The organism is Halovibrio salipaludis (assembly GCF_002286965.1).
GTDB classification, from domain to species: domain Bacteria; phylum Pseudomonadota; class Gammaproteobacteria; order Pseudomonadales; family Oleiphilaceae; genus Halospina; species Halospina salipaludis.
In genome coordinates this window covers 49,150-68,083 of the sequence record NZ_NSKD01000009.1, presented here as the reverse complement: position 1 = coordinate 68,083, position 18,934 = coordinate 49,150, and the positions used below count along the sequence as shown (strand labels likewise).

The following is an 18,934-nucleotide window of genomic DNA, read 5'->3' as shown; positions in this document are numbered from 1 at the left end:
CCGGGAGGAAGGAACAACCGCCCGGCACGGAGCCGGGCGGGCGCGGGGTGCAACAATCAGCTGAGGCTTGCCAGCTGCTTGTCCTGGTTCATTACGTTCTGGATGTTGCTCATGACTTCTTCAGCGGTCACGTCTTCACTCGGGAAGATGGTGCTGAAGTTCTCGTGCATGGTCTTCTTGAAGTGCTCACGCTCTTCGGCCGGGATACCCATGGAGACGGAAAGCGCTGTCAGGGCTTCGCCGTCGCCCACGGCCATGTCCTGCGCCACTTCTTCCATAACCCCGGCCTGGGCCAGCATGTTCTCGCCATGATAGGAGAGTGCGCCACTGGTATCACAGCCGTTGGTGCCGGAGGTGATGCCGAAGGTCCGGTTACCGGAAGTACCGTTCACCAGGGTTGCGAGAAGGTGCATCGGCATGCCGTTGTTGCCTTCAAACAGCATGTTGCCCCAGCCACAGCCGGAACCGCCGGGCGCACTTGCCTGGGCACCGAAAGAGGTTGCGACCAGCGCTGCTGCTAACAGTGTTTTCCTCATTTTGAATCTCCACTTGGTTGTTCACTTCCTTGATAGCAGACCGACCACGGCGTGGTCCGATCCTCTTGCCCCATGTCTGTCATCTGGGGCTTATGGAAAGATAAGCCCTATCCGACGCCATGACAACCAAGTAACCGTTCCCGAAGCCTTCTGTTAATCCGACGACCCGGTCGGGACCTTCCCGTGCCGGTCAGTACATCATGGCAAACAGGCGCCGCCGGTACTGCCGGACCAGCTGGTTCTCATTGCCCAGCAGATCGAACAGTTTGATGAGCGTGTTCTTGGCTGCACCGTCCTGGAAATCCTTCTCGGTCTGAACCGATTTCAGCAGCAGCTCCATAGCGGCCTCGTAGTCACCGGCCATGATGCCGTGGGTGGCCAGCTGGTTCATCGCGGCCACGTCTGAGGGTTCTTCTTTCAGGCGGGCCTGGAGCTCCGCCACGGGTGGAATATCTCGCGCCTGCTCCTCGAACTCGAACCGGGCTTCCAGCTGCTTGGCACCAGGCTTGAGGCGCTCTTCCCCGGGCAGGCTCTCATAGATGGCGCGCGCCTCTTCCACCTGCCCCTGTTCCAGCCTCAGGCGGGCCAGGTCGATCAGCACGTCATAATCCTCGGGGTTCTGCTGGTTCATCCGGATCAGCACGGCCTCCGCTTCCTCAAGCTGGCCCTCGGACCAGAGGCGCCTTGCCTTCTCCTGGTCGCTTTCCGGCGGCGCATCCACATGCTGGTCCAGCTTCTCGCGGATATCGCCTTCCGGCAGCGCCCCATTGAATTCATCCAGCAACTGGCCCTGCTTCACGATCTTGACGTTGGGCAGGCTCTGTACCCCCAGATGCCCCGCCAGTTCCTGCTGCTCCTCGGCATTGACTTTCGCCAGGACAAAGGCGCCCCGGTACTCCTCGGCCAGTTTTTCCAGGATGGGTGTGAGCTGCTTGCAGGGCTGGCACCACTCGGCCCAGACATCAATCACCACCGTCGTGTTCATGGACGCTTCCAGCACCTTCTGCTGGAAGTTCTCGAGTGTGGCATCAAAAATGAACTCGGAATTACTCATAATGGTGGATCCTGTATTGGCGGTGGTCCGTACTGTCGCCCTAGATGGGGATCCGCAGCGGGTTGTTCAACCCGATCCCGCCCCTTGATTTGCGGAATTCAGACATCATGTCTGCGGGAACAATGGTGTTTGGTGACTGGAAAGGGGGACCATGACGGACAGCGACGCAATCGAATACATCGGCAGGGATGACAACGGCCAGGGTGGCAGTGGCAGCGGCCTCGCCCTGCCCTATCAGGTGCTCCCGAAGCGGCTCTACATCATGCCGCTATCCGGGCGGCCGTTTCTGCCGGCCCAGGTGCAGCCCGTGGTTCTGAACCAGGATCCCTGGGACGAGACCCTTCAGCGGCTGGACAACACCAGCCACATGACGGTGGGGCTGTGCTTTGTCGAGAACGAGGCCGACGGGAACGGGAATGATGAGGACCTGCCTGCACCGGAGCAGCTGGCCACCATGGGCTGCGCGGTACGGGTTCACCATGTCCACCGCGAGGACGGCAAGGTCCAGTTCATCGCCCAGGGCATCCGCCGCTTCCGCATTGATCACTGGCTGCGCCGGGAGCCCCCGTACCTGGCGGAGGTCAGCTACCCCGAGGAGCCGGCCGAGGACCACGAGCAGGTCAAGGCCTATACGCTGGCCATCATCAGTTCCATCAAGGAGCTGCTGCGCACCAACCCCCTCTACGGCGAAGAGGTGAAGCACTACCTGTCCCGATTCGGGCCGGATGACAGCTCCCCGCTTGCGGACTTCGGCGCTGCCATTACCAGCGCCCGCGGCTCGGAGTTGCAGGACATACTGAATACCGTGCCGCTGCTCAACCGCCTGGAAAAGGTGCTCCTGCTGCTGCGCAAGGAACACGAAGTGGCCCAGATGCAGGCGGAGATCACCGAGGAGGTGAACGAGCGCGTGCAGAAACACCAGCGCGAGTTCTTCCTGCGCGAGCAGCTCAAGATCATCCAGCGCGAACTCGGCATTGCCAAGGACGACAAGACGGCCGACGTGGACATGTTCCGCGAGCGCATGGCGGAGAAGTCGCTTCCGGAAAACGTACAGGAACGCTTCGAGGACGAGATCGAAAAGTTCCAGGTGCTGGAGCAGGGGTCTCCGGAATACGGCACCACCCGCAACTACCTGGACTGGCTGACCCAGATGCCCTGGGGCCAGCATTCCCAGGACAAGCTGGACCTGAAGGAGGCGCGGCGGGTCCTCAACCGCGACCACGACGGGCTGGACGACATCAAGGATCGCATCCTGGAGTTCCTGGCCGAGGGCACCTTCAAGGGCGAGATCTCCGGCTCCATCCTGCTGCTGGTGGGTCCGCCGGGGGTTGGCAAAACGTCCATCGGCAAGTCCGTGGCCAGTGCCCTGGGCCGCGAGTTCTACCGTTTCTCGCTGGGGGGCATGCGCGACGAGGCCGAGATCAAGGGCCACCGGCGCACCTACATCGGGGCGATGCCCGGCAAGTTCGTCCAGGCGCTCAAGGAAGTAGGCACCAACAACCCCGTGATCATGCTCGACGAGATCGACAAGATCGGCAACTCCTTCATGGGCGACCCGGCCTCGGCGCTGCTGGAGAGCCTGGACCCGGAGCAGAACAGCGAATTCCTGGACCATTACCTCGACCTGAGGATTGATCTCTCCAAGGTACTGTTCATCTGTACCGCCAACCAGCTGGATACCATTCCCCAGGCGCTGCTTGACCGCATGGACACCATCCGGCTCTCCGGCTACATCACCGATGAGAAGGTGGACATCGCCAAGCACCACCTGCTGCCCAAGCTGCTCAAGCGGGCCGGGCTGAAGAAGAAGCAGCTGGACATTACCGACGGCGCCATACGCCAGGTGGTCGAAGGCTATGCGCGCGAGGCCGGCGTGCGGAACCTGGAGAAGCAGCTGCACAAGATCGTGCGCAAGGGCATTGTCCGCATGGTTGAGTCCGAAGAGGCGGAACAGAGCCCGATCCGGGTGGGCGTGAAGGACCTGCCCGATTACCTGGGCCAACCCTGGTTCCGCAAGGAAAAGGCACTGCGCGGCGTGGGTGTGGTGACCGGCCTGGCCTGGACCGCCATGGGCGGTGCCACCATGGGAGTTGAGGCCTCACGCATTCACAGCCAGAACCGCGGCTTCACGCTCACGGGCCAGCTGGGCGATGTGATGAAGGAGTCCGCCTCCATCGCCCACAGTTTCGTTTCGTCCCACCTCAAGCAGTACAAGGGCGATCCGGAATTCTTCGACCAGTCCTACATTCACCTGCACGTACCGGAAGGGGCCACACCCAAGGACGGCCCCAGTGCTGGCGTGACCATGGCCACGGCGCTGCTGTCACTGGCACGCAACGAGGCGCCCCACAGGACACTGGCCATGACCGGGGAGCTGACGCTGACCGGGCAGGTGCTGGCCGTGGGCGGCATCCGCGAGAAAGTGATCGCCGCCCGGCGCCAGAAGATCAACACCCTGATCCTGCCGGAAGCCAACCGGGGCGATTACGAGGAACTTCCGGATTACCTGAAGGAAGGTATGGAGGTGCACTTCGCCAAGGAGTACACCGATGTTTACCGGGTGTGCTTTGAGGATTCACCACGGCGGAGGGCGCACTGATCCGTTGTAGCACGTACGGACAAACCGCTATAGCGCCCTGAGCTGTGGGAACTAGACTATGAATTATCGGTTGCGGCGCATCCGATCCTCAGAATTCCTGTCATCTGAGTAGAGCCCATTGGCCACCCACGCGGTGGCCTTTTTTATGCGCGACTGATACGCACACAGAAAAAAAGGGTGGCCGGAGCCACCCTTTTTTCGGATATCAGGGCCGGCGCCCGAAGGCGCCGTGGTCGCTGATGACTACTCGCCGGGCAGACGGAAGTCCACCGGCTCTTCATCGCCCGTGACCTCCTTCATGCTCAGCTTGACGCGGCCACGCTGGTCCACGTCCAGCACCTTGACCAGCACTTCCTGGCCCTCGGTGAGCTCCTCGCGGACACTCTCAATGCGCCGGTCGGCGATCTGGCTGATGTGCACCAGGCCATCCTTACCGGGCAGCAGATTGACGAAGGCACCGAAGTCCACGATGCGCTCCACCCGACCACGGTAGACTCGATCCACCTCTACGTCGGCGGTAAGTTCCATGATACGGAACGTGGCCTTCTCGACCTGCTCGGAGTTCTCCGCGTAGATCTTGACCGTGCCATCGTCCTCGATATCGATGGAGGCACCGGTTTCCTCGCAGAGCGAGCGGATGGTGGCGCCACCCTTGCCAATCACATCGCGGATCTTCTCGGAGTCGATGTGCATGGTGTGCATCTTGGGCGCATTCTGGGCAACGTCCGAGCGCGACTCGGAAATGACCTTGGCCATCTCGCCAAGGATATGCTGCCGGGCCTCATAGGCACGCTGCAGGGCGATCTCCATGATCTCCTCGGTGATCCCGGCGATCTTGATGTCCATCTGCAGGGCAGTCACCGCTTCCGGTGTACCCGCCACCTTGAAGTCCATGTCGCCGAGGTGGTCCTCGTCGCCCAGGATGTCGGTCAGGACGGCGAAATCCTCGCCCTCTTTCACCAGGCCCATCGCGATACCGCCCACGGGCGATTTAACCGGCACACCGGCGTCCATCAGCGCAAGACTGCTGCCGCAGACGGAAGCCATGGAGCTGGAGCCGTTGGATTCGGTGATCTCGGAGACACAGCGGATGGTGTAGGGGAAATCATCATGCTTGGGCATGATCGCCTGGACACCACGGCGCGCCAGCCGGCCATGACCGATCTCACGGCGCCCCGGGGGACCCATGCGACCGGTCTCGCCCACGGAGTAGGACGGAAAGTTGTAATGGAACAGGAAGGGGTCGCGGCTCTCGCCCTTGAGGGAATCCACGATCTTGGCATCACGGGCGGTGCCCAGGGTCGTGGTCACGATCGCCTGGGTTTCGCCACGGGTGAACAGTGCCGAACCGTGGGCATTGGGCAGCAGCCCGACCTCCACGTCGATGGGGCGCACCGTGTTGTTGTCACGTCCGTCGATACGCGGCTCGTTACGCAGGATGCGCCCACGCACGATTTCCTTCTCGACCTTGCCGAAGTATTCCTTCACGTCATTCTCGGTGGGTTCGCCACCTTCTTCGTCAGACGCCAGTGCTTCGAGCACACGGTTCTTCAGCTCGCCCAGCGTCTCCTGGCGCTCAAGCTTGTCCTTGACCTGGTAGGCGGCCTCAATCTCGCTGCCGAACTGCTCCCTGATGCGATCCTTCAGCTCGGTCTTCTCGGGCTCGGCTTCCCAGTTCCAGGAGGTCGGCTTCACATCCTCAACGAACTCATTGATGCCCTGGATCGCAGTCTGCATCTCGTTGTGGGCGAAGAGCACCGCACCCAGCATCTGGTCCTCGGTCAGGCGGTCCGCTTCGGATTCGACCATCAGCACGGCGTCCCTGGTGCCGGCCACGACCATGTTGAGCCGGCTTTCCTCGAGCTTCTCGTAGGTCGGATTCAGGAAGTAGCCCTCCTCATCCGTGAAGCCAACGCGCGCGCCGCCGATCGGCCCCTCAAAGGGCAGCCCGGAAATGGACAGCGCCGCCGACGCCCCGATCATGGCCGGAATGTCCGGGTCCACGTTCTTGTTCGAGGACATGACGGTGCAGATCACCTGGGTCTCGTGCTTGAAGCCGTCCTTGAACAGCGGCCGGATGGGCCGGTCGATCAGGCGCGAGGTCAGGGTTTCCTTTTCCGACAGAGGACCTTCCCGCTTGAGGAAACCACCGGGGATCTTGCCCACGGCGTAGGTCTTCTCAACGTAATGGACCGCCAGCGGGAAGAACGGCATCGGGCTCGGTTCCTTGTCCGCCATGACGGTAACCAGAACGGAGGTGTCGTCCATGGTGACCAGGACGGCGCTGGTGGCCTGCCGCGCGATGCGACCGGTCTCGAGGGTAACGGTGGACCCTGCGAATTCGAAGGTTTTCTTGACTGGATTCACAATTGCTCCTTTCCAGACGTTCGTTGTTCAGAACCAAAACGGCCAGACCCGAGGGTCTGGCCGAGAATGTTTTTGACCGTTAGCGCCTGAGCTCAAGGCTGCGGATCATCTCAACGTAGCGATCCGCGTTCTTGCGCTTGAGGTAGTCCAGTAGCTTACGGCGCTGGTTGACCATCCGGATCAGCCCGCGACGCGAGTGGTGATCCTGCTTGTTGTCCTTGAAGTGATCCTGCAGCTTCACGATGTTGTGGGTCAGCAGCGCAATCTGTACTTCGGGGGAACCGGTGTCGCCCTCGGCGCGCTGGTAATCCTGAACGATCTTCTGCTTTTCTTCGTTGGTCAGTGCCATTTTCTGATTTCTCCTGAATATGCTTTGAATGAAAACGGAGCGGACCGCGCATATCTACAGCCCGACCGTATGCTTACTGCGCCCCGGTGCGCATCAGCCGCCGGGGTCTTATGATCTCCCCCGAGCCTTCTGCAAGGCCGAGGAAGCGTCCATCCGGATCGTACAGCCGACAGGGGCCGTCAACCGTGGATTCAGAGGGCGATATGGTAACAGCCTGGCCGTTGGAAATCGATACGGCCCGGGCGCTATCCAGAACAGTGGACGGCAGGTCTGAAAGCAGCACATCCGCGGCCTGCAGCCACTCCCGGGCTGCTGTACGCCCCATCGCCTCAAGGCCATCCAGGGTCAACGCCTGGGTCAGCGCAAAGGGACCGGCCTGCTCGCGGCGAAGCGCCGCCACATGGGCCCCACACCCCAGTGCCTCGCCAATATCATCCACCAGGGTCCGGATATAGGTCCCCTTGCTGCAGCGCACACGCAGCTCCAGCTCATCCCCCTCAAGACGCAGCACCGTCAGCTCATCAATACGGATGGGCCGCGCCTCGCGAGGCACGGTTCGCCCCTCCCGGGCATACTCGTAGAGCGGCCGGCCCTGGTACTTGAGAGCGGAATACATGGAGGGCACCTGCTCAATCGCCCCCCGGAACCTCGCCAGAACGGACTCCACGGCTTCTGCATCCAGGACTGACGGTAGCGCCCTCTCCTGGACAATCTCGCCATCCGCATCACTGGTGGTTGTGCGCTGGCCGAGCCTGGCGACGGTGCGGTAGGTCTTGTCCGCTTCCAGCAACTGCTGGGCGAACTTCGTCGCCTCACCGAAGCAGAGTGGCAGAACACCGGTTGCAAGCGGGTCCAGGGCACCGGTGTGCCCCGCCCGGGCAGCATTGAGAAGGCGCCGGATCTGCTGGAGTGCGGCGTTGGAGGTCATCCCAGCGGGCTTGTCGAGTACCAGTACGCCGTTGATGTCATCCCCGCGGCGTCTGCGGCTCAAGCTCCGCCTCCGTCCTCCGGGTCATCCCCGTCGTTCCGGCGCTCGTCACTGGCCACCGCCTTGCGGATCAGTGATTCCATATGGCGGCTCTGGCCGGCAAGCCGGTCAAACCGGAAACGCAGCTGGGGCACCACACGCAGACGCATGGATTTCCCCAGATGCCCCCGCAGGAAGCCGGAGGCCCGTTGCAGAACCTCCAGGCTGGTCTGGACCTCTTCGCTGTTCTCGTCCAGTTCCTCGGTGCTCAGCAGCGTGATGTAGATATCCGCGTAACCGAAGTCCCGGGTTACCCGCACCTCACTGATGTTGATCATACCCAGGCGGGGGTCCTTGACCTCCCGCTGGATCAGCTGCGCCAGCTCCCGCTGGATCTGGTCGGCAACCCGATCGGCACGACTGAATTCACGCGGCATGAGTACTCCCGATCAGTTGAGCTTGCGCTCAACCTGGATCCGTTCGAAGACCTCGATCTGGTCACCGACCTTCACGTCGTAGCCCTTCACACCGATACCGCACTCCATGCCATTGCGCACTTCGTTGACGTCGTCCTTGAAACGGCGCAGGGACTGGAGCTCGCCCTCGAAGATCACCACGTTGTCACGCAGCACACGGATGGGCTTGTTCCGGTAGACGTGGCCCTCGGTGACCATGCAGCCAGCCACCTGACCGAAGCGCGGGGAGCGGAAGGTATCGCGCACTTCCGCGATCCCCAGGATCTCTTCGCGGAACTCGGGCTTGAGCATGCCGGTCAGCGCCGCCTTGACGTCATCGATCAGGTTGTAGATGACGCTGTAGTAGCGCATATCCACATCTTCCTGCTCCGCCTGCTTCTTGGCGGCCGGCGTGGCACGGACGTTGAAGCCAAAGACCACCGAGCTGCTGGTGATGGCCAGGTTGATGTCGGACTCGGTGATACCGCCAACGCCACTGGAGACCACCTGGACTTCCACTTCCTCGTTGCCCAGATCCTGCAGTGCGCCGGTAAGCGCCTCCAGGGACCCCTGCACGTCGGCCTTCACGATGACATTGAGGGTCTTGACCTCCTCCTTGCCCATGTTCTCGAACAGGTTCTCGAGCTTGGCTGCCTGCTGGCGGTGGAGGCGCTGCTCGCGCTCTTTCTCCTGGCGGAACTCGGCCAGCTCCTTGGCCTTCTTCTCGTCCGCCACGCGCACGAATTCATCACCGGCGTTGGGCGTGCCATTGAGGCCCAGCACCTCTACCGGAATGGAAGGACCTGCCGTCTCAACCTGCTTGCCGGTTTCATCCACCATGGCGCGGATGCGGCCATAGTACATGCCGGCAACAATGACATCGCCCTTGTGCATGGTTCCGTTCTGGACCAGCAGGGTTGCCACCGAACCGCGACCCTTTTCCATGCTGGACTCAACCACGGTGCCCTTGGCCGGCCCATTGGGCACGGCGGAGAGCTCCTGCAGTTCAGCCTGCAGCAGAATCGCTTCCAGCAGATTGTCGATGCCGTCACCGGTCTCGGCGGAGACGTGCACGAACTGGGTCTCGCCGCCCCATTCCTCGGGAACCACTTCCATCCCGACCAGCTCGTTCTTGACGCGGTCCGGATCGGCCTGGGGCTTGTCCATCTTGTTCACGGCAATCACCAGTGGCACACCGGCAGCGCGGGCGTGCTGGACCGCTTCCTTGGTCTGGGGCATGACGCCGTCGTCAGCCGCCACCACCAGAATGACGATGTCCGTGGATTGGGCACCGCGGGCACGCATTTCCGAGAACGCGGCGTGGCCGGGCGTATCCAGGAAGGTGATCATGCCGTGACCGGTTTCCACGTGGTAGGCACCGATGTGCTGTGTGATGCCTCCGGACTCGCCACTGGCCACCTTGGTCTTGCGGATATAGTCGAGCAGTGACGTCTTGCCGTGGTCAACGTGCCCCATGACACTGATGACCGGCGCGCGCGCCTCGGCTTCACCCTCGTATTCGATATCGCTGAGGACTTCCTCTTCGATCTCGTCCTCGCGGACAGACTTGGCCTTGTGCCCCATCTCTTCGACCACAAGGATCGCTGTTTCCTGATCCAGGGCCTGGTTGATGGTGGCCATGACGCCCATGCCCATCAGGGTCTTGATGACCTCGCCTGCCTTGACGGCCATGCGCTGGGCGAGCTCAGCGACCGTGATGGTTTCCGGAATTTCCACTTCATGCACCTTGGGCTTGGTCGGCTTTTCAAAAACATGGCGCTTTTCGCGCTGCTGCTTCTTACGGCGGGAGGAGCGCAGCGGCTTACGCGGCTCTTCCACGGCAGCAGCGGCCTCTTCCGGCTCGGCTTCAGCCTCCGGTGCGTCCAGCTCAGCCAGTTCTTCCTCAACACGCGGCTTCTTGGGCCCTTTCTGAGCCGCCTTACCGCCCTTGTTCTTGTGCTTGTCTTCGTCGTCGTCGCGTTCCGGCTTGCCCTTCTTCTTCCTGGCGTGCTTACGCGTATCCTCTTTCACCGGCTCAGGAGCGGGCGCCGCTTCCTCTTCGGCAGCAGGTTCTTCCGCCGCCGGTTCGCTCTCGGCAGCCTCGGAAGTCTCCGCTTCGGGTTCGGCAGGCTGCGTGGCTTCAGCCGTTTCAGCGGCCTGCTCAGCAGGCGCTTCCTCGGCCTGCGGGGCCTCCTGGGCCTGCGCTTCAGCCGCCGCTTCTTCCGCCTGCTGTTCAGCCTCGTTCTCCGGCTGCCCCTGGGCTTCCGAGCGCTTCACGTAGGTGCGTTTCTTGCGCACTTCCACGTTCACGGTCTTGCCGCTGCCGCCGCGGCTGCCGCCGCCGGTCCGCAGCTGGGTCGTGGTCCGGCGCTTGAGCGTCACCTTGCTCGGCCCGCTGTCTCCGCCAGTCCCCTGGCGCAGATAGGCAAGCAGGGTCTGCTTTTCCTCGTCCGTAACCACATCGTCTTCCGCCCGCTTGCTCAGGCCGGCTTCCTCGAACTGACGGAGCAAGCGATCAACGGGAGCGCCTACGTCTTCGGCCAATTGCTTAACTGTTACTTCGGCCATACTGGTCCTCCTCTCCCGATTATTCCTGGCCCTCGAACCAGGGTGCGCGCGCGGTCATGATGAGCTGACCCGCGCGATCTTCATCCATACCCTCGATATCGAGTAGCTCATCCACGGACTGCTCCGCCAGATCTTCCATCGTGCAGATGCCCTTGCCAGCGAGCGTCCGGGCCAGTTCGGGATCCATACCATCCATCCCGAGCAGGTCCTCCTGGGGTTCACCGCCTTCCTGGCTCTCGGTTCCCGATGCGAGCGCCTCGTTCAGCATGCCGTCACGGGCACGTTCACGCAGCTGCTCGACCAGGTCCTCATCAAAGCCTTCAATGGCCAGCATCTCGTCACGCGGCACATAGGCGATCTCTTCAAGCGTGGTGAAGCCTTCCTCCACCAGAACCTGGGCGAGTTCCTCGTCCGCATCCAGGAAGCGCTGGAAGTGTTCGACCAGCTTCTGCGCCTCCTGCTCCTGTTTCTCCTCGGCCTCGCTCTCGGTCATGACATTGAGCTCCCAGCCGGTGAGCTCACTCGCGAGACGTACGTTCTGACCGCCACGCCCGATGGCCTGGGCCAGGTTATCCTCGGCGACCGCCACTTCCATGGAGTGGGTGTCCTCATCGATCACGATCGAGACCACCTCGGCGGGCGCCATGGCATTGATGACCAGCTGGGCTGGATTGTCATCAAAAGTGACGATATCCACCCGTTCACCGCCAAGCTCATTGGAGACCGCCTGGACGCGGGCGCCACGCATGCCAACGCAGGCACCGACCGGGTCGATACGCCCATCGTTCGTCTTCACGGCGATCTTGGCGCGGGAGCCCGGATCACGTGCCGCGCCCTTGATGTTGATCAGCTCCTCGGCGATCTCGGGCACCTCAATGCGGAACAGCTCAATGAGCATCTGCGGGCTTGTTCGGCTCAGGATCAGCTGCGGGCCGCGGTGATCGGTGCGGATCTCCTTGAGCAGCGCGCGCACCCGGTCGCCCATGCGGAAGGTTTCGCGCGGGATCAGCTGGTCACGCGGCAGCAGGGCTTCGGCGTTGCTGCCCAGATCCACGATGACATTGTCCCGCGTCACCTTCTTGACCGAACCGGAGATCAGCTCGCCCACCCGATCACGGTAGCTGTCGACGACCCGTGCCCGCTCGGCCTCACGCACCTTCTGGAAGATGATCTGCTTGGCGGCCTGGGCTCCGATGCGTCCGAAGGAGACCGATTCAACCTGCTCCTCGTAGACATCGCCGGGCTGCAGGGCCGCATCGATTTCGTTCGCTTCCTGGAGCGTCAGTTCCGTGCCCAGGGCCGGAACCGCGTCGTTGTCCACGATGGTCCAGCGGCGGTAGGTCTCATACTCACCGGTCTTGCGGTCAACACTGACGCGCAGATCCGCTTCCTCGTCCTCATACCGCTTCTTGGCCGCTGTTGCCAGCGCCATCTCGATCGCTTCGAAGATCACGTCCTTGTCGACGTCCTTCTCGTTCGAGACGGCCTCGACCACCATCAGGATTTCTTTATTCATTGAACAGCCCTGCCTTTCCTGTAAGCCTGATACTGCAAATCACTCGAATACCGGAACGATGCGCGCGCTCTCGATGGACTCGAACGGGAGCTGGAGCTCGTATTCGCCCACCACCAGACAGATATCCTCGCCCTCGACCGCCCGCAGGATGCCCTCGTACTTGCGCCGCCCCTCAAAGGGCGCGCTCAGACGCACGCTCAACCTGGAACCAATGAAGTCATGGTACTGGTCCAGCCGGAACAGCGGCCGGTCCATGCCCGGAGAGGAAACCTCGAGGGTATAGTGGGTTCCGATCGGATCCTCGACATCCAGAACGCCGCTGACCTGGCGACTGACCTGCTCGCAGTCATCCACGGTGACCCCATCGGTGTGATCGATGTAGACCCTTACCGTGCTGTGCTTGCCCTGGGCCAGGTATTCAATGCCCCAGAACACGAATCCCAGGCCCTCGATCACCGGGGCCAGCATTTCCTCAAGCTTGCGAACCTTCGCGGACAATGCGCCTCCGCTGTCATGCAACCACTGGCCCCGCCCGTTTGGCGGAGTCCAGAAACAAAAAAAGGGCTCTAACCAGCCCCTTTTCAAAACGTGGCCTCCGGTCTGCGGAGCCACCGAACGAAAAGCCAGCCGCCTCTGCGGCGGCCTGGCATCCCTGAAGGATGCCGCGGGCTGGTGATGCCACCCCGCGCATCGTTTCGACGCCTGCCGAAACAATGCCTTAGCAGCGCAAAACGCGCTCTGCACAGGGGCTGGAGTATAAGCACCACCCCCTGACTGGTCAAGGACTGACCAAAAAAACGGCTTGGTTGAGGAAAGCAGTGCCACCCCTTCCAAGCCGTTCCCTGTATGGTGCCGAAGGCCGGACTTGAACCGGCACGGCTTGCGCCACTAACCCCTCAAGCTAGCGTGTCTACCATTTCCACCACTTCGGCATGTCATTTCCGGAGCGTATACTAACGGACAGCCCCGGCATTTCCAATACCCACAAGGGGTTTATTCGATGGAGGGGACCTCTTCGCCCTCACCCTCACCATTCTCAGGGCTTCCGCTTCCTGACTCAGTGCCACCGGCACCGCTGTCAGAGGCAATATCCGGAGCCTGATTGTCGCTTTCCTGCCCACTCTGCTGCCCGGAGGCTGAAGAGGACTCTTCGACCGTCGGAACGCCTTGCTGGACACCGACCTCGGCCCGCTGCTTCGCGTACATCGCCAGCGCAAAGCTGGTCACGAAGAACAGCGCCGCCAGCACCGCCGTGAGCTTGACCATGAAACCCACGCCCCCGGAGCTGCCGAACACCGTCTGGGAGGATCCACCCCCGAAAGCCGCGCCGGCGTCAGCGCCCTTGCCCTGCTGCACCAGCACCAGCACCACCAGGGCTACGGCAACGGCCACGTGTACCAGCAGAATGCCTGTTTCAACCCAATCCATAATTCCGTCTCTCAACCGGCCCGACAGATGGCGGCAAAATCGGCCGCATTCAGGGATGCGCCTCCGATAAGACCGCCATCAATGTCGGGCTGTGCAAACAGTTCGCCAGCCGTCTCAGGCTTGACGCTGCCACCATAGATGACCGGCGTTTCGGTGGCCGCAGGGTCCAGCTCTCCCAGCACCCCGCGGATGTGCGCGTGTACCGCCTGGGCCTGCTCCGCGGTCGCGCTTTTCCCGGTCCCGATAGCCCAGACCGGCTCATAGGCAACACAGACATGGCGCCAGTCCGATTCCGGAACGTCCGCCAGTGCCTCGCGGATCTGACGGGCCACCACGGCCTCGGTGTCGCCGGCTTCACGCTCGGCTTCCGTCTCGCCCACACAGAGAATGGGGTCGAGACCCGCGCTCAATGCCTGGAGCACCTTGGCGTTGATGCGGCCATCGGACTCAGACCAGTACTGGCGGCGCTCCGAGTGTCCTATAATGGCAAAGCTGCCATGCTGATCCGCCACCATCGAAGCGGCAACCTCGCCGGTGTAGGCGCCCGCCTCCCAGGCGGAGACATCCTGGACACCCACCATGACCCTGCGGCCGCTGCTTTCATTCAGCGATTCCCGCAACGCCGGAAGCAGGATGGCCGGAGGCATCACCGCCACTTCAACAGCCGGATCCAGTCCTTCCAGAGCAGGCACCAGCTCGGCCGCGTATTCCGCCGCAAAAGCGCCTGTCCCGTTGAGTTTCCAGTTTGCTGCTATCAGCCGACGTCGCATACAAGAAGCCGTTTTTCAGGGACGCGGCACTATACCCAAGATGCCACCACGGCGCAAGGTAGCTCAGGGCGCCTCCCGCTGCACCACATCCGCCAGCTCGCGGGCCACACGTCCGATATGATCCGCATCCTCACCTTCGGCCATCACCCTTATCACCGGCTCGGTACCGGAGGCCCGCAGCAGGATCCGGCCGCGTTCGCCCAGCTCGGACTCGGCGGCGCGCACCGCCGACTGGATGCCCTCGCTGTGGTCCGGATTGAAACGCTGGCCAACGCGCACATTGACCGTCTCCTGGGGCAGCCGGGTGACATCGGACAGCAGCTCCGCCAGCCCGCATTCGCGCTGGTGCATGGCCACCAGCACCTGAAGGGCTGAGACAATGCCATCGCCGGTGGTGGTGCGGTCCCGGCAGACAATGTGCCCGGACCCTTCACCACCGATCTGCCACTGGCGACTCACCAGCTCTTCCATGACATAACGGTCGCCAACCTTCGCCCGCGCAAACGGGATACCACGCCGCCCCAGAGCCAGCTCAACGCCCAGGTTCGTCATCAGGGTTCCCACGACACCGCCATCTAGACCGCCGGCATCATGGCGTTCACGGGCGATGATGTAGAGCAGTTCGTCACCGTCCACCTCACGGCCGGCATGATCGACCATGATCACCCTGTCACCGTCACCATCGAAGGCGATACCGAGATCCGCACCGGTCTCCAGCACGCGCTGGCGCATGGCTTCCGGCGCCGTGGAGCCGCAGCCGTCATTGATGTTGAGACCATCCGGCTCCGCTCCCATGGCGGTCACCCGGGCACCCAGCTCCCGGAACACCGCCGGTGCCACGTGATAGGTGGCGCCATGGGCGCAGTCGACCACCAGATGCAGCCCTTCAAGGCTGAACTGGCCCGGGACGGTGCTCTTGCAGAACTCGATATAGCGGCCCGGCGCGTCATCGATGCGGGCCGCCTTGCCCAGGTCGCCAGCGGGAACCACTGCCAGCTCCGAGTCAATCCACTGCTCAATGCGCGCCTCAAGCGCATCATCAAGCTTGGTGCCGTCCGCGGAGAAGAACTTGATGCCATTATCATGGTGCGGGTTATGGGAGGCACTGATGACGATGCCCGCCGCTGCCCGGAAGGTGCGTGTCAGGTAGGCAATGGCCGGGGTGGGCATCGGGCCCAGCAGCCGCACATCCATACCGGCGGCGGAAAGGCCCGCTTCCAGCGCTGATTCGAACATATAGCCGGACAGGCGGGTGTCCTTGCCGATCAGCATGGTGTTGGCCTGCCCCTCTCTGCGAAAGGCGCGACCAGCCGCCCAGCCCAGCTTGAGGATGAAGTCCGGGGAAATCGGATGGGTCCCCACTTCCCCGCGAATACCGTCCGTTCCGAAATACCTGCGCTCGCCCATTGTGCTCTTCCCTTATCCCGCTCTATTCCCGGAGGCTGCCCTGTTCGCGCGCAGCACGCACCATGCGCGCCGCATCCACCGTTTCCTTCACATCGTGCACACGCACGATCGCGGCACCTTTCATCATCGCCATGGTCGCGGCCGCCACGCTGCCCGGCATGCGCTCCTCAACCGGGCGACCGGTAACACCACCGATCATGCTCTTGCGTGACATCCCCGCCAGCACCGGCCACCCGCGGGCGACGATGGCCTCCAGGTTCTCCAGAAGAACCAGATTGTGCTCCAGGGTCTTGCCAAAGCCAAAGCCCGGATCGTAGAGCAGCCTGTCGCCGGGAATGCCAGCAGCCTGGAGCTCGGCGGCACGACGGTCCAGATACCCCAGGACTTCCTCCAGAACATTACTGTACTCAGGCCTATCCTGCATGGTTTCAGGTTCACCCTGGCGATGCATGATGCAGACGGCCAGGCCGGTGTCACGCGCCGCCGCCACAGCGCCTTCCCGCTCCAGAGAGCGCACATCGTTGATCATGCTGATACCCAGGCGCGCCCCTTCACGCATCACTTCGGGAGCGCTGGTATCCAGGGAGATGGGGACATCCAGCTCACGATGGATCGCCTCGATGACCGGGCAGACGCGATCCAGCTCCTCCTGAAGGGGCACTGGCTTTGCTCCGGGACGAGTGGATTCGCCACCAACGTCCACCCAGTCCACGCCTGCCTCAACCATGGCCCGTGCCTGGGACAACGCGTTGTCCGGGTCAATGAAACGACCGCCATCCGAGAACGAATCCGGAGTGGCGTTGATTACCCCCATGACGGCGGGTGACGGTGTCTTCTCAGACAGGATGGTCATGAATACTCCCCACAACGAAAAACGCTCCCGGGACTGACCCGGGAGCGCTCAGACCACAGAGGGTCGGGCGTTCAGTGTTCACCGGCAGGATGACCCGCCCCCTCACCGTCCGACGCCCTGGAGCCGGAGTCGGAATTGATATCCGCCACAACGGTATCACCGCCGTGATCGTCATCATCATCCCAACTGCTCGGCGGCCGCGGCACCTTGCCCGCCATGATGTCATCAATCTGGCCGGCATCGATGGTTTCATACTTCATCAGCGCATCCGCCATCAGATGCAGCTTCTCCATGTTGTCCACAAGGATCCGCTTGGCGGTTTCATAGCACTCATCGATGATCCGGCGCACCTCTTCATCAATGGCCTGGGCCGTGGGCCCAGAGACACCCTTGCCGCCGGAGCCGGAATCGTACCCCGCAAAGGGCTCATCACGATCCTCGTCGTACATCAGCGGGCCGAGCTTATCGGACAGGCCCCACTTGGTGACCATGTTCCGGGAAAGCTCCGTGGCACGCTTGATGTCGTTCTGGGCCCCGGTGGTCACGCCATCCTTGCCCAGTGTCAGTTCCTCGGCGATACGACCACCGAAGAGACTGCAGATCTGGCTGATGATGTAACGCCGGCTGTGACTGTACTTGTCCTCTTCCGGCAGGAACATGGTCACGCCCAGTGCGCGACCACGCGGAATGATACTGACTTTGTAGACCGGGTCGTGCTCGGGCATCAGGCGGCCGACGATCGCGTGGCCGGACTCGTGGTTCGCGGTGTTCAGCTTTTCCTTCTCGGACATGACCATGGACTTGCGCTCCGAGCCCATCATGATCTTGTCCTTGGCAAGCTCCAGCTCATCCATGGAGACCAGGCGCTTATTGCGGCGCGCCGCGAACAGAGCCGCCTCGTTGACCAGGTTTTCCAGGTCCGCGCCGGAGAACCCGGGCGTACCACGCGCGATGTCCCTGGGCTCGACCCCATCCGCCAGCGGCACCTTCGAGAGGTGGACCTTGAGCACGTGCTCCCGGCCCCGGATATCCGGCAGCGGGACCACCACCTGGCGGTCAAAACGCCCCGGGCGCAGCAGCGCAGGGTCCAGCACGTCCGGGCGGTTGGTGGCGGCGATCACGATCACGCCCTCGTTGCCCTCAAAGCCGTCCATTTCGACCAGCATCTGGTTCAGCGTCTGCTCGCGCTCATCATGACCGCCGCCCATGCCGGCGCCACGATGGCGACCCACCGCATCAAGCTCGTCAATGAAGATGATGCACGGGCTCTGCTTCTTGGCCTGCTCGAACATGTCGCGCACTCGGGAGGCACCCACGCCCACGAACATCTCCACGAAGTCCGAACCGGAAATGGAGAAGAACGGCACCTTGGCCTCACCGGCAATGGCCTTGGCCAGCAGCGTCTTACCGGTACCGGGTGGGCCGACCATGAGCACGCCCTTGGGAATATGCCCGCCGAGGCGCTGGAACTTGCTGGGATCCCTGAGGAAGTCCACCAGCTCCTTCACGTCCTCCTTCGCCTCATCAACGCCGGCAACATCATCGAAAGTGGTCTTGATCTGTTCCTCACTCATCAGCCGGGCCTTGCTCTTGCCGAAGGACATGGGCCCCTTGCTGCCACCGGCACCACCCTGCATCTGGCGCATGAAAAAGATGAAGATCGCAATGATGATCAGGATCGGAAAGGACGCGACCAGCAACTGGGTCCAGATACTCTGGCCCGAGGATTCCTTACCGGTGACCTCCACATTGTTATTGTAGAGATCATCCATCAGGTTCGGATCTTCAACAGCCGGCCGGATGGTGGTGAAGTTCTCCCCGTTCTGCCGTGCGCCCGTAATGGTCTGGCCCTCAATGGTCACTTCGTCGACCTGGCCACTGCGCACCATCTCGATGAACTGGGAATAGTTGAGCTGTTGCTGCTGCGGTTCCGGGCTGAAGTTCTGGAATACCATCAGCAGAACGGCTGCGATGACCAGCCACAGAACCAGATTTTTTGCCATGTCGTTCAAGATCACTCACCCATACTGTCTGCCCGTTCCGAACTCGAACGGTCCTGATTCAA

The 18,934-nt window shown here is 62.3% G+C and carries 15 protein-coding genes and 1 tRNA gene; 1 reads left to right on the top strand and 15 read right to left on the bottom strand.

The window, feature by feature from the left end; translation table 11 throughout:
* Window positions 1–56: 56 nt before the first annotated feature.
* Both CK501_RS14855 and CK501_RS14850 read right to left on the bottom strand, forming a co-directional pair.
* Window positions 57–536: a DUF3015 domain-containing protein gene (locus CK501_RS14855; RefSeq protein ID WP_095618530.1), complete on the bottom strand. Its 480-nt coding sequence runs from the start codon at window positions 534–536 to the stop codon at window positions 57–59.
* 190 nt (window positions 537–726) lie between these two features.
* The gene (locus tag CK501_RS14850; RefSeq protein ID WP_095618529.1) at window positions 727–1,590 is read right to left on the bottom strand and encodes a thioredoxin family protein; all 864 of its coding nucleotides are present in this window, start codon (window positions 1,588–1,590) and stop codon (window positions 727–729) included.
* Window positions 1,591–1,741: 151 nt separating this feature from the next.
* On the opposite strand from CK501_RS14850, the gene lon reads away from it, so the two are divergent.
* On the top strand, window positions 1,742–4,189 hold the full coding sequence (gene lon / locus CK501_RS14845) for an endopeptidase La (protein WP_095618528.1): 2,448 nt from the start codon (window positions 1,742–1,744) through the stop codon (window positions 4,187–4,189).
* A 243-nt stretch (window positions 4,190–4,432) separates the two neighbouring features.
* On the opposite strand, the gene pnp is transcribed toward lon, so the two are convergent.
* From pnp to ftsH, 13 genes are all read right to left on the bottom strand, one after another.
* Window positions 4,433–6,556 carry a polyribonucleotide nucleotidyltransferase gene (gene pnp / locus CK501_RS14840; protein ID WP_095618527.1) on the bottom strand — a complete coding sequence of 708 codons (2,124 nt, stop codon included), beginning with the start codon at window positions 6,554–6,556 and terminating at the stop codon, window positions 4,433–4,435.
* A gap of 79 nt (window positions 6,557–6,635) precedes the next feature.
* Window positions 6,636–6,905, bottom strand: coding sequence for a 30S ribosomal protein S15 (gene rpsO / locus CK501_RS14835; protein ID WP_095618526.1), 270 nt, complete (start codon window positions 6,903–6,905; stop codon window positions 6,636–6,638).
* Between the two features lie 73 nt (window positions 6,906–6,978).
* Window positions 6,979–7,896 (bottom strand): tRNA pseudouridine(55) synthase TruB, encoded by a 918-nt coding sequence (gene truB, locus CK501_RS14830; RefSeq protein ID WP_095618525.1) that lies wholly within the window; start codon window positions 7,894–7,896, stop codon window positions 6,979–6,981.
* The gene (gene rbfA, locus CK501_RS14825) at window positions 7,893–8,309 is read right to left on the bottom strand and encodes a 30S ribosome-binding factor RbfA (protein WP_095618524.1); all 417 of its coding nucleotides are present in this window, start codon (window positions 8,307–8,309) and stop codon (window positions 7,893–7,895) included. Before rbfA ends, truB begins: the two co-directional genes overlap by 4 nt.
* Before the next feature lie 12 nt (window positions 8,310–8,321).
* Window positions 8,322–10,895 (bottom strand): translation initiation factor IF-2, encoded by a 2,574-nt coding sequence (gene infB / locus CK501_RS14820; protein WP_095618523.1) that lies wholly within the window; start codon window positions 10,893–10,895, stop codon window positions 8,322–8,324.
* A 19-nt stretch (window positions 10,896–10,914) separates the two neighbouring features.
* Entirely contained in the window at window positions 10,915–12,411 is a 1,497-nt protein-coding gene (gene nusA / locus CK501_RS14815) for a transcription termination factor NusA (protein ID WP_095618522.1), read from the bottom strand.
* Between the two features lie 39 nt (window positions 12,412–12,450).
* Complete coding sequence (gene rimP / locus CK501_RS14810) at window positions 12,451–12,909, bottom strand: ribosome maturation factor RimP (protein WP_095618521.1); 459 nt, start codon at window positions 12,907–12,909, stop codon at window positions 12,451–12,453.
* Between the two features lie 349 nt (window positions 12,910–13,258).
* Window positions 13,259–13,343 (bottom strand) — tRNA-Leu (locus tag CK501_RS14805).
* Window positions 13,344–13,404: 61 nt separating this feature from the next.
* Window positions 13,405–13,839, bottom strand: a complete 435-nt coding sequence (gene secG, locus CK501_RS14800; protein WP_095618520.1) for a preprotein translocase subunit SecG — start codon at window positions 13,837–13,839, stop codon at window positions 13,405–13,407.
* An 11-nt stretch (window positions 13,840–13,850) separates the two neighbouring features.
* Entirely contained in the window at window positions 13,851–14,609 is a 759-nt protein-coding gene (tpiA, locus tag CK501_RS14795) for a triose-phosphate isomerase (RefSeq protein ID WP_095618519.1), read from the bottom strand.
* A gap of 63 nt (window positions 14,610–14,672) precedes the next feature.
* Window positions 14,673–16,016 (bottom strand): phosphoglucosamine mutase, encoded by a 1,344-nt coding sequence (gene glmM, locus CK501_RS14790; RefSeq protein WP_095618518.1) that lies wholly within the window; start codon window positions 16,014–16,016, stop codon window positions 14,673–14,675.
* Window positions 16,017–16,038: 22 nt separating this feature from the next.
* Window positions 16,039–16,869: a dihydropteroate synthase gene (folP, locus tag CK501_RS14785; RefSeq protein WP_095618517.1), complete on the bottom strand. Its 831-nt coding sequence runs from the start codon at window positions 16,867–16,869 to the stop codon at window positions 16,039–16,041.
* A 71-nt stretch (window positions 16,870–16,940) separates the two neighbouring features.
* Window positions 16,941–18,881 carry an ATP-dependent zinc metalloprotease FtsH gene (gene ftsH / locus CK501_RS14780; RefSeq protein WP_198949551.1) on the bottom strand — a complete coding sequence of 647 codons (1,941 nt, stop codon included), beginning with the start codon at window positions 18,879–18,881 and terminating at the stop codon, window positions 16,941–16,943.
* Between the last annotated feature and the right edge of the window lie 53 nt (window positions 18,882–18,934).

Coding starts and splice junctions, on each gene's coding strand:
- CK501_RS14850 (WP_095618529.1), bottom strand. CDS start 1,590: ATGAGTAATTCCGAGTTCATTTTTGATGCCACACTCGAGAACTTCCAG.
- folP (WP_095618517.1), bottom strand. CDS start 16,869: ATGACCATCCTGTCTGAGAAGACACCGTCACCCGCCGTCATGGGGGTA.
- secG (WP_095618520.1), bottom strand. CDS start 13,839: ATGGATTGGGTTGAAACAGGCATTCTGCTGGTACACGTGGCCGTTGCC.
- CK501_RS14855 (WP_095618530.1), bottom strand. CDS start 536: ATGAGGAAAACACTGTTAGCAGCAGCGCTGGTCGCAACCTCTTTCGGT.
- lon (WP_095618528.1), top strand. CDS start 1,742: ATGACGGACAGCGACGCAATCGAATACATCGGCAGGGATGACAACGGC.
- tpiA (WP_095618519.1), bottom strand. CDS start 14,609: ATGCGACGTCGGCTGATAGCAGCAAACTGGAAACTCAACGGGACAGGC.
- infB (WP_095618523.1), bottom strand. CDS start 10,895: ATGGCCGAAGTAACAGTTAAGCAATTGGCCGAAGACGTAGGCGCTCCC.
- glmM (WP_095618518.1), bottom strand. CDS start 16,016: ATGGGCGAGCGCAGGTATTTCGGAACGGACGGTATTCGCGGGGAAGTG.
- rbfA (WP_095618524.1), bottom strand. CDS start 8,309: ATGCCGCGTGAATTCAGTCGTGCCGATCGGGTTGCCGACCAGATCCAG.
- rpsO (WP_095618526.1), bottom strand. CDS start 6,905: ATGGCACTGACCAACGAAGAAAAGCAGAAGATCGTTCAGGATTACCAG.
- nusA (WP_095618522.1), bottom strand. CDS start 12,411: ATGAATAAAGAAATCCTGATGGTGGTCGAGGCCGTCTCGAACGAGAAG.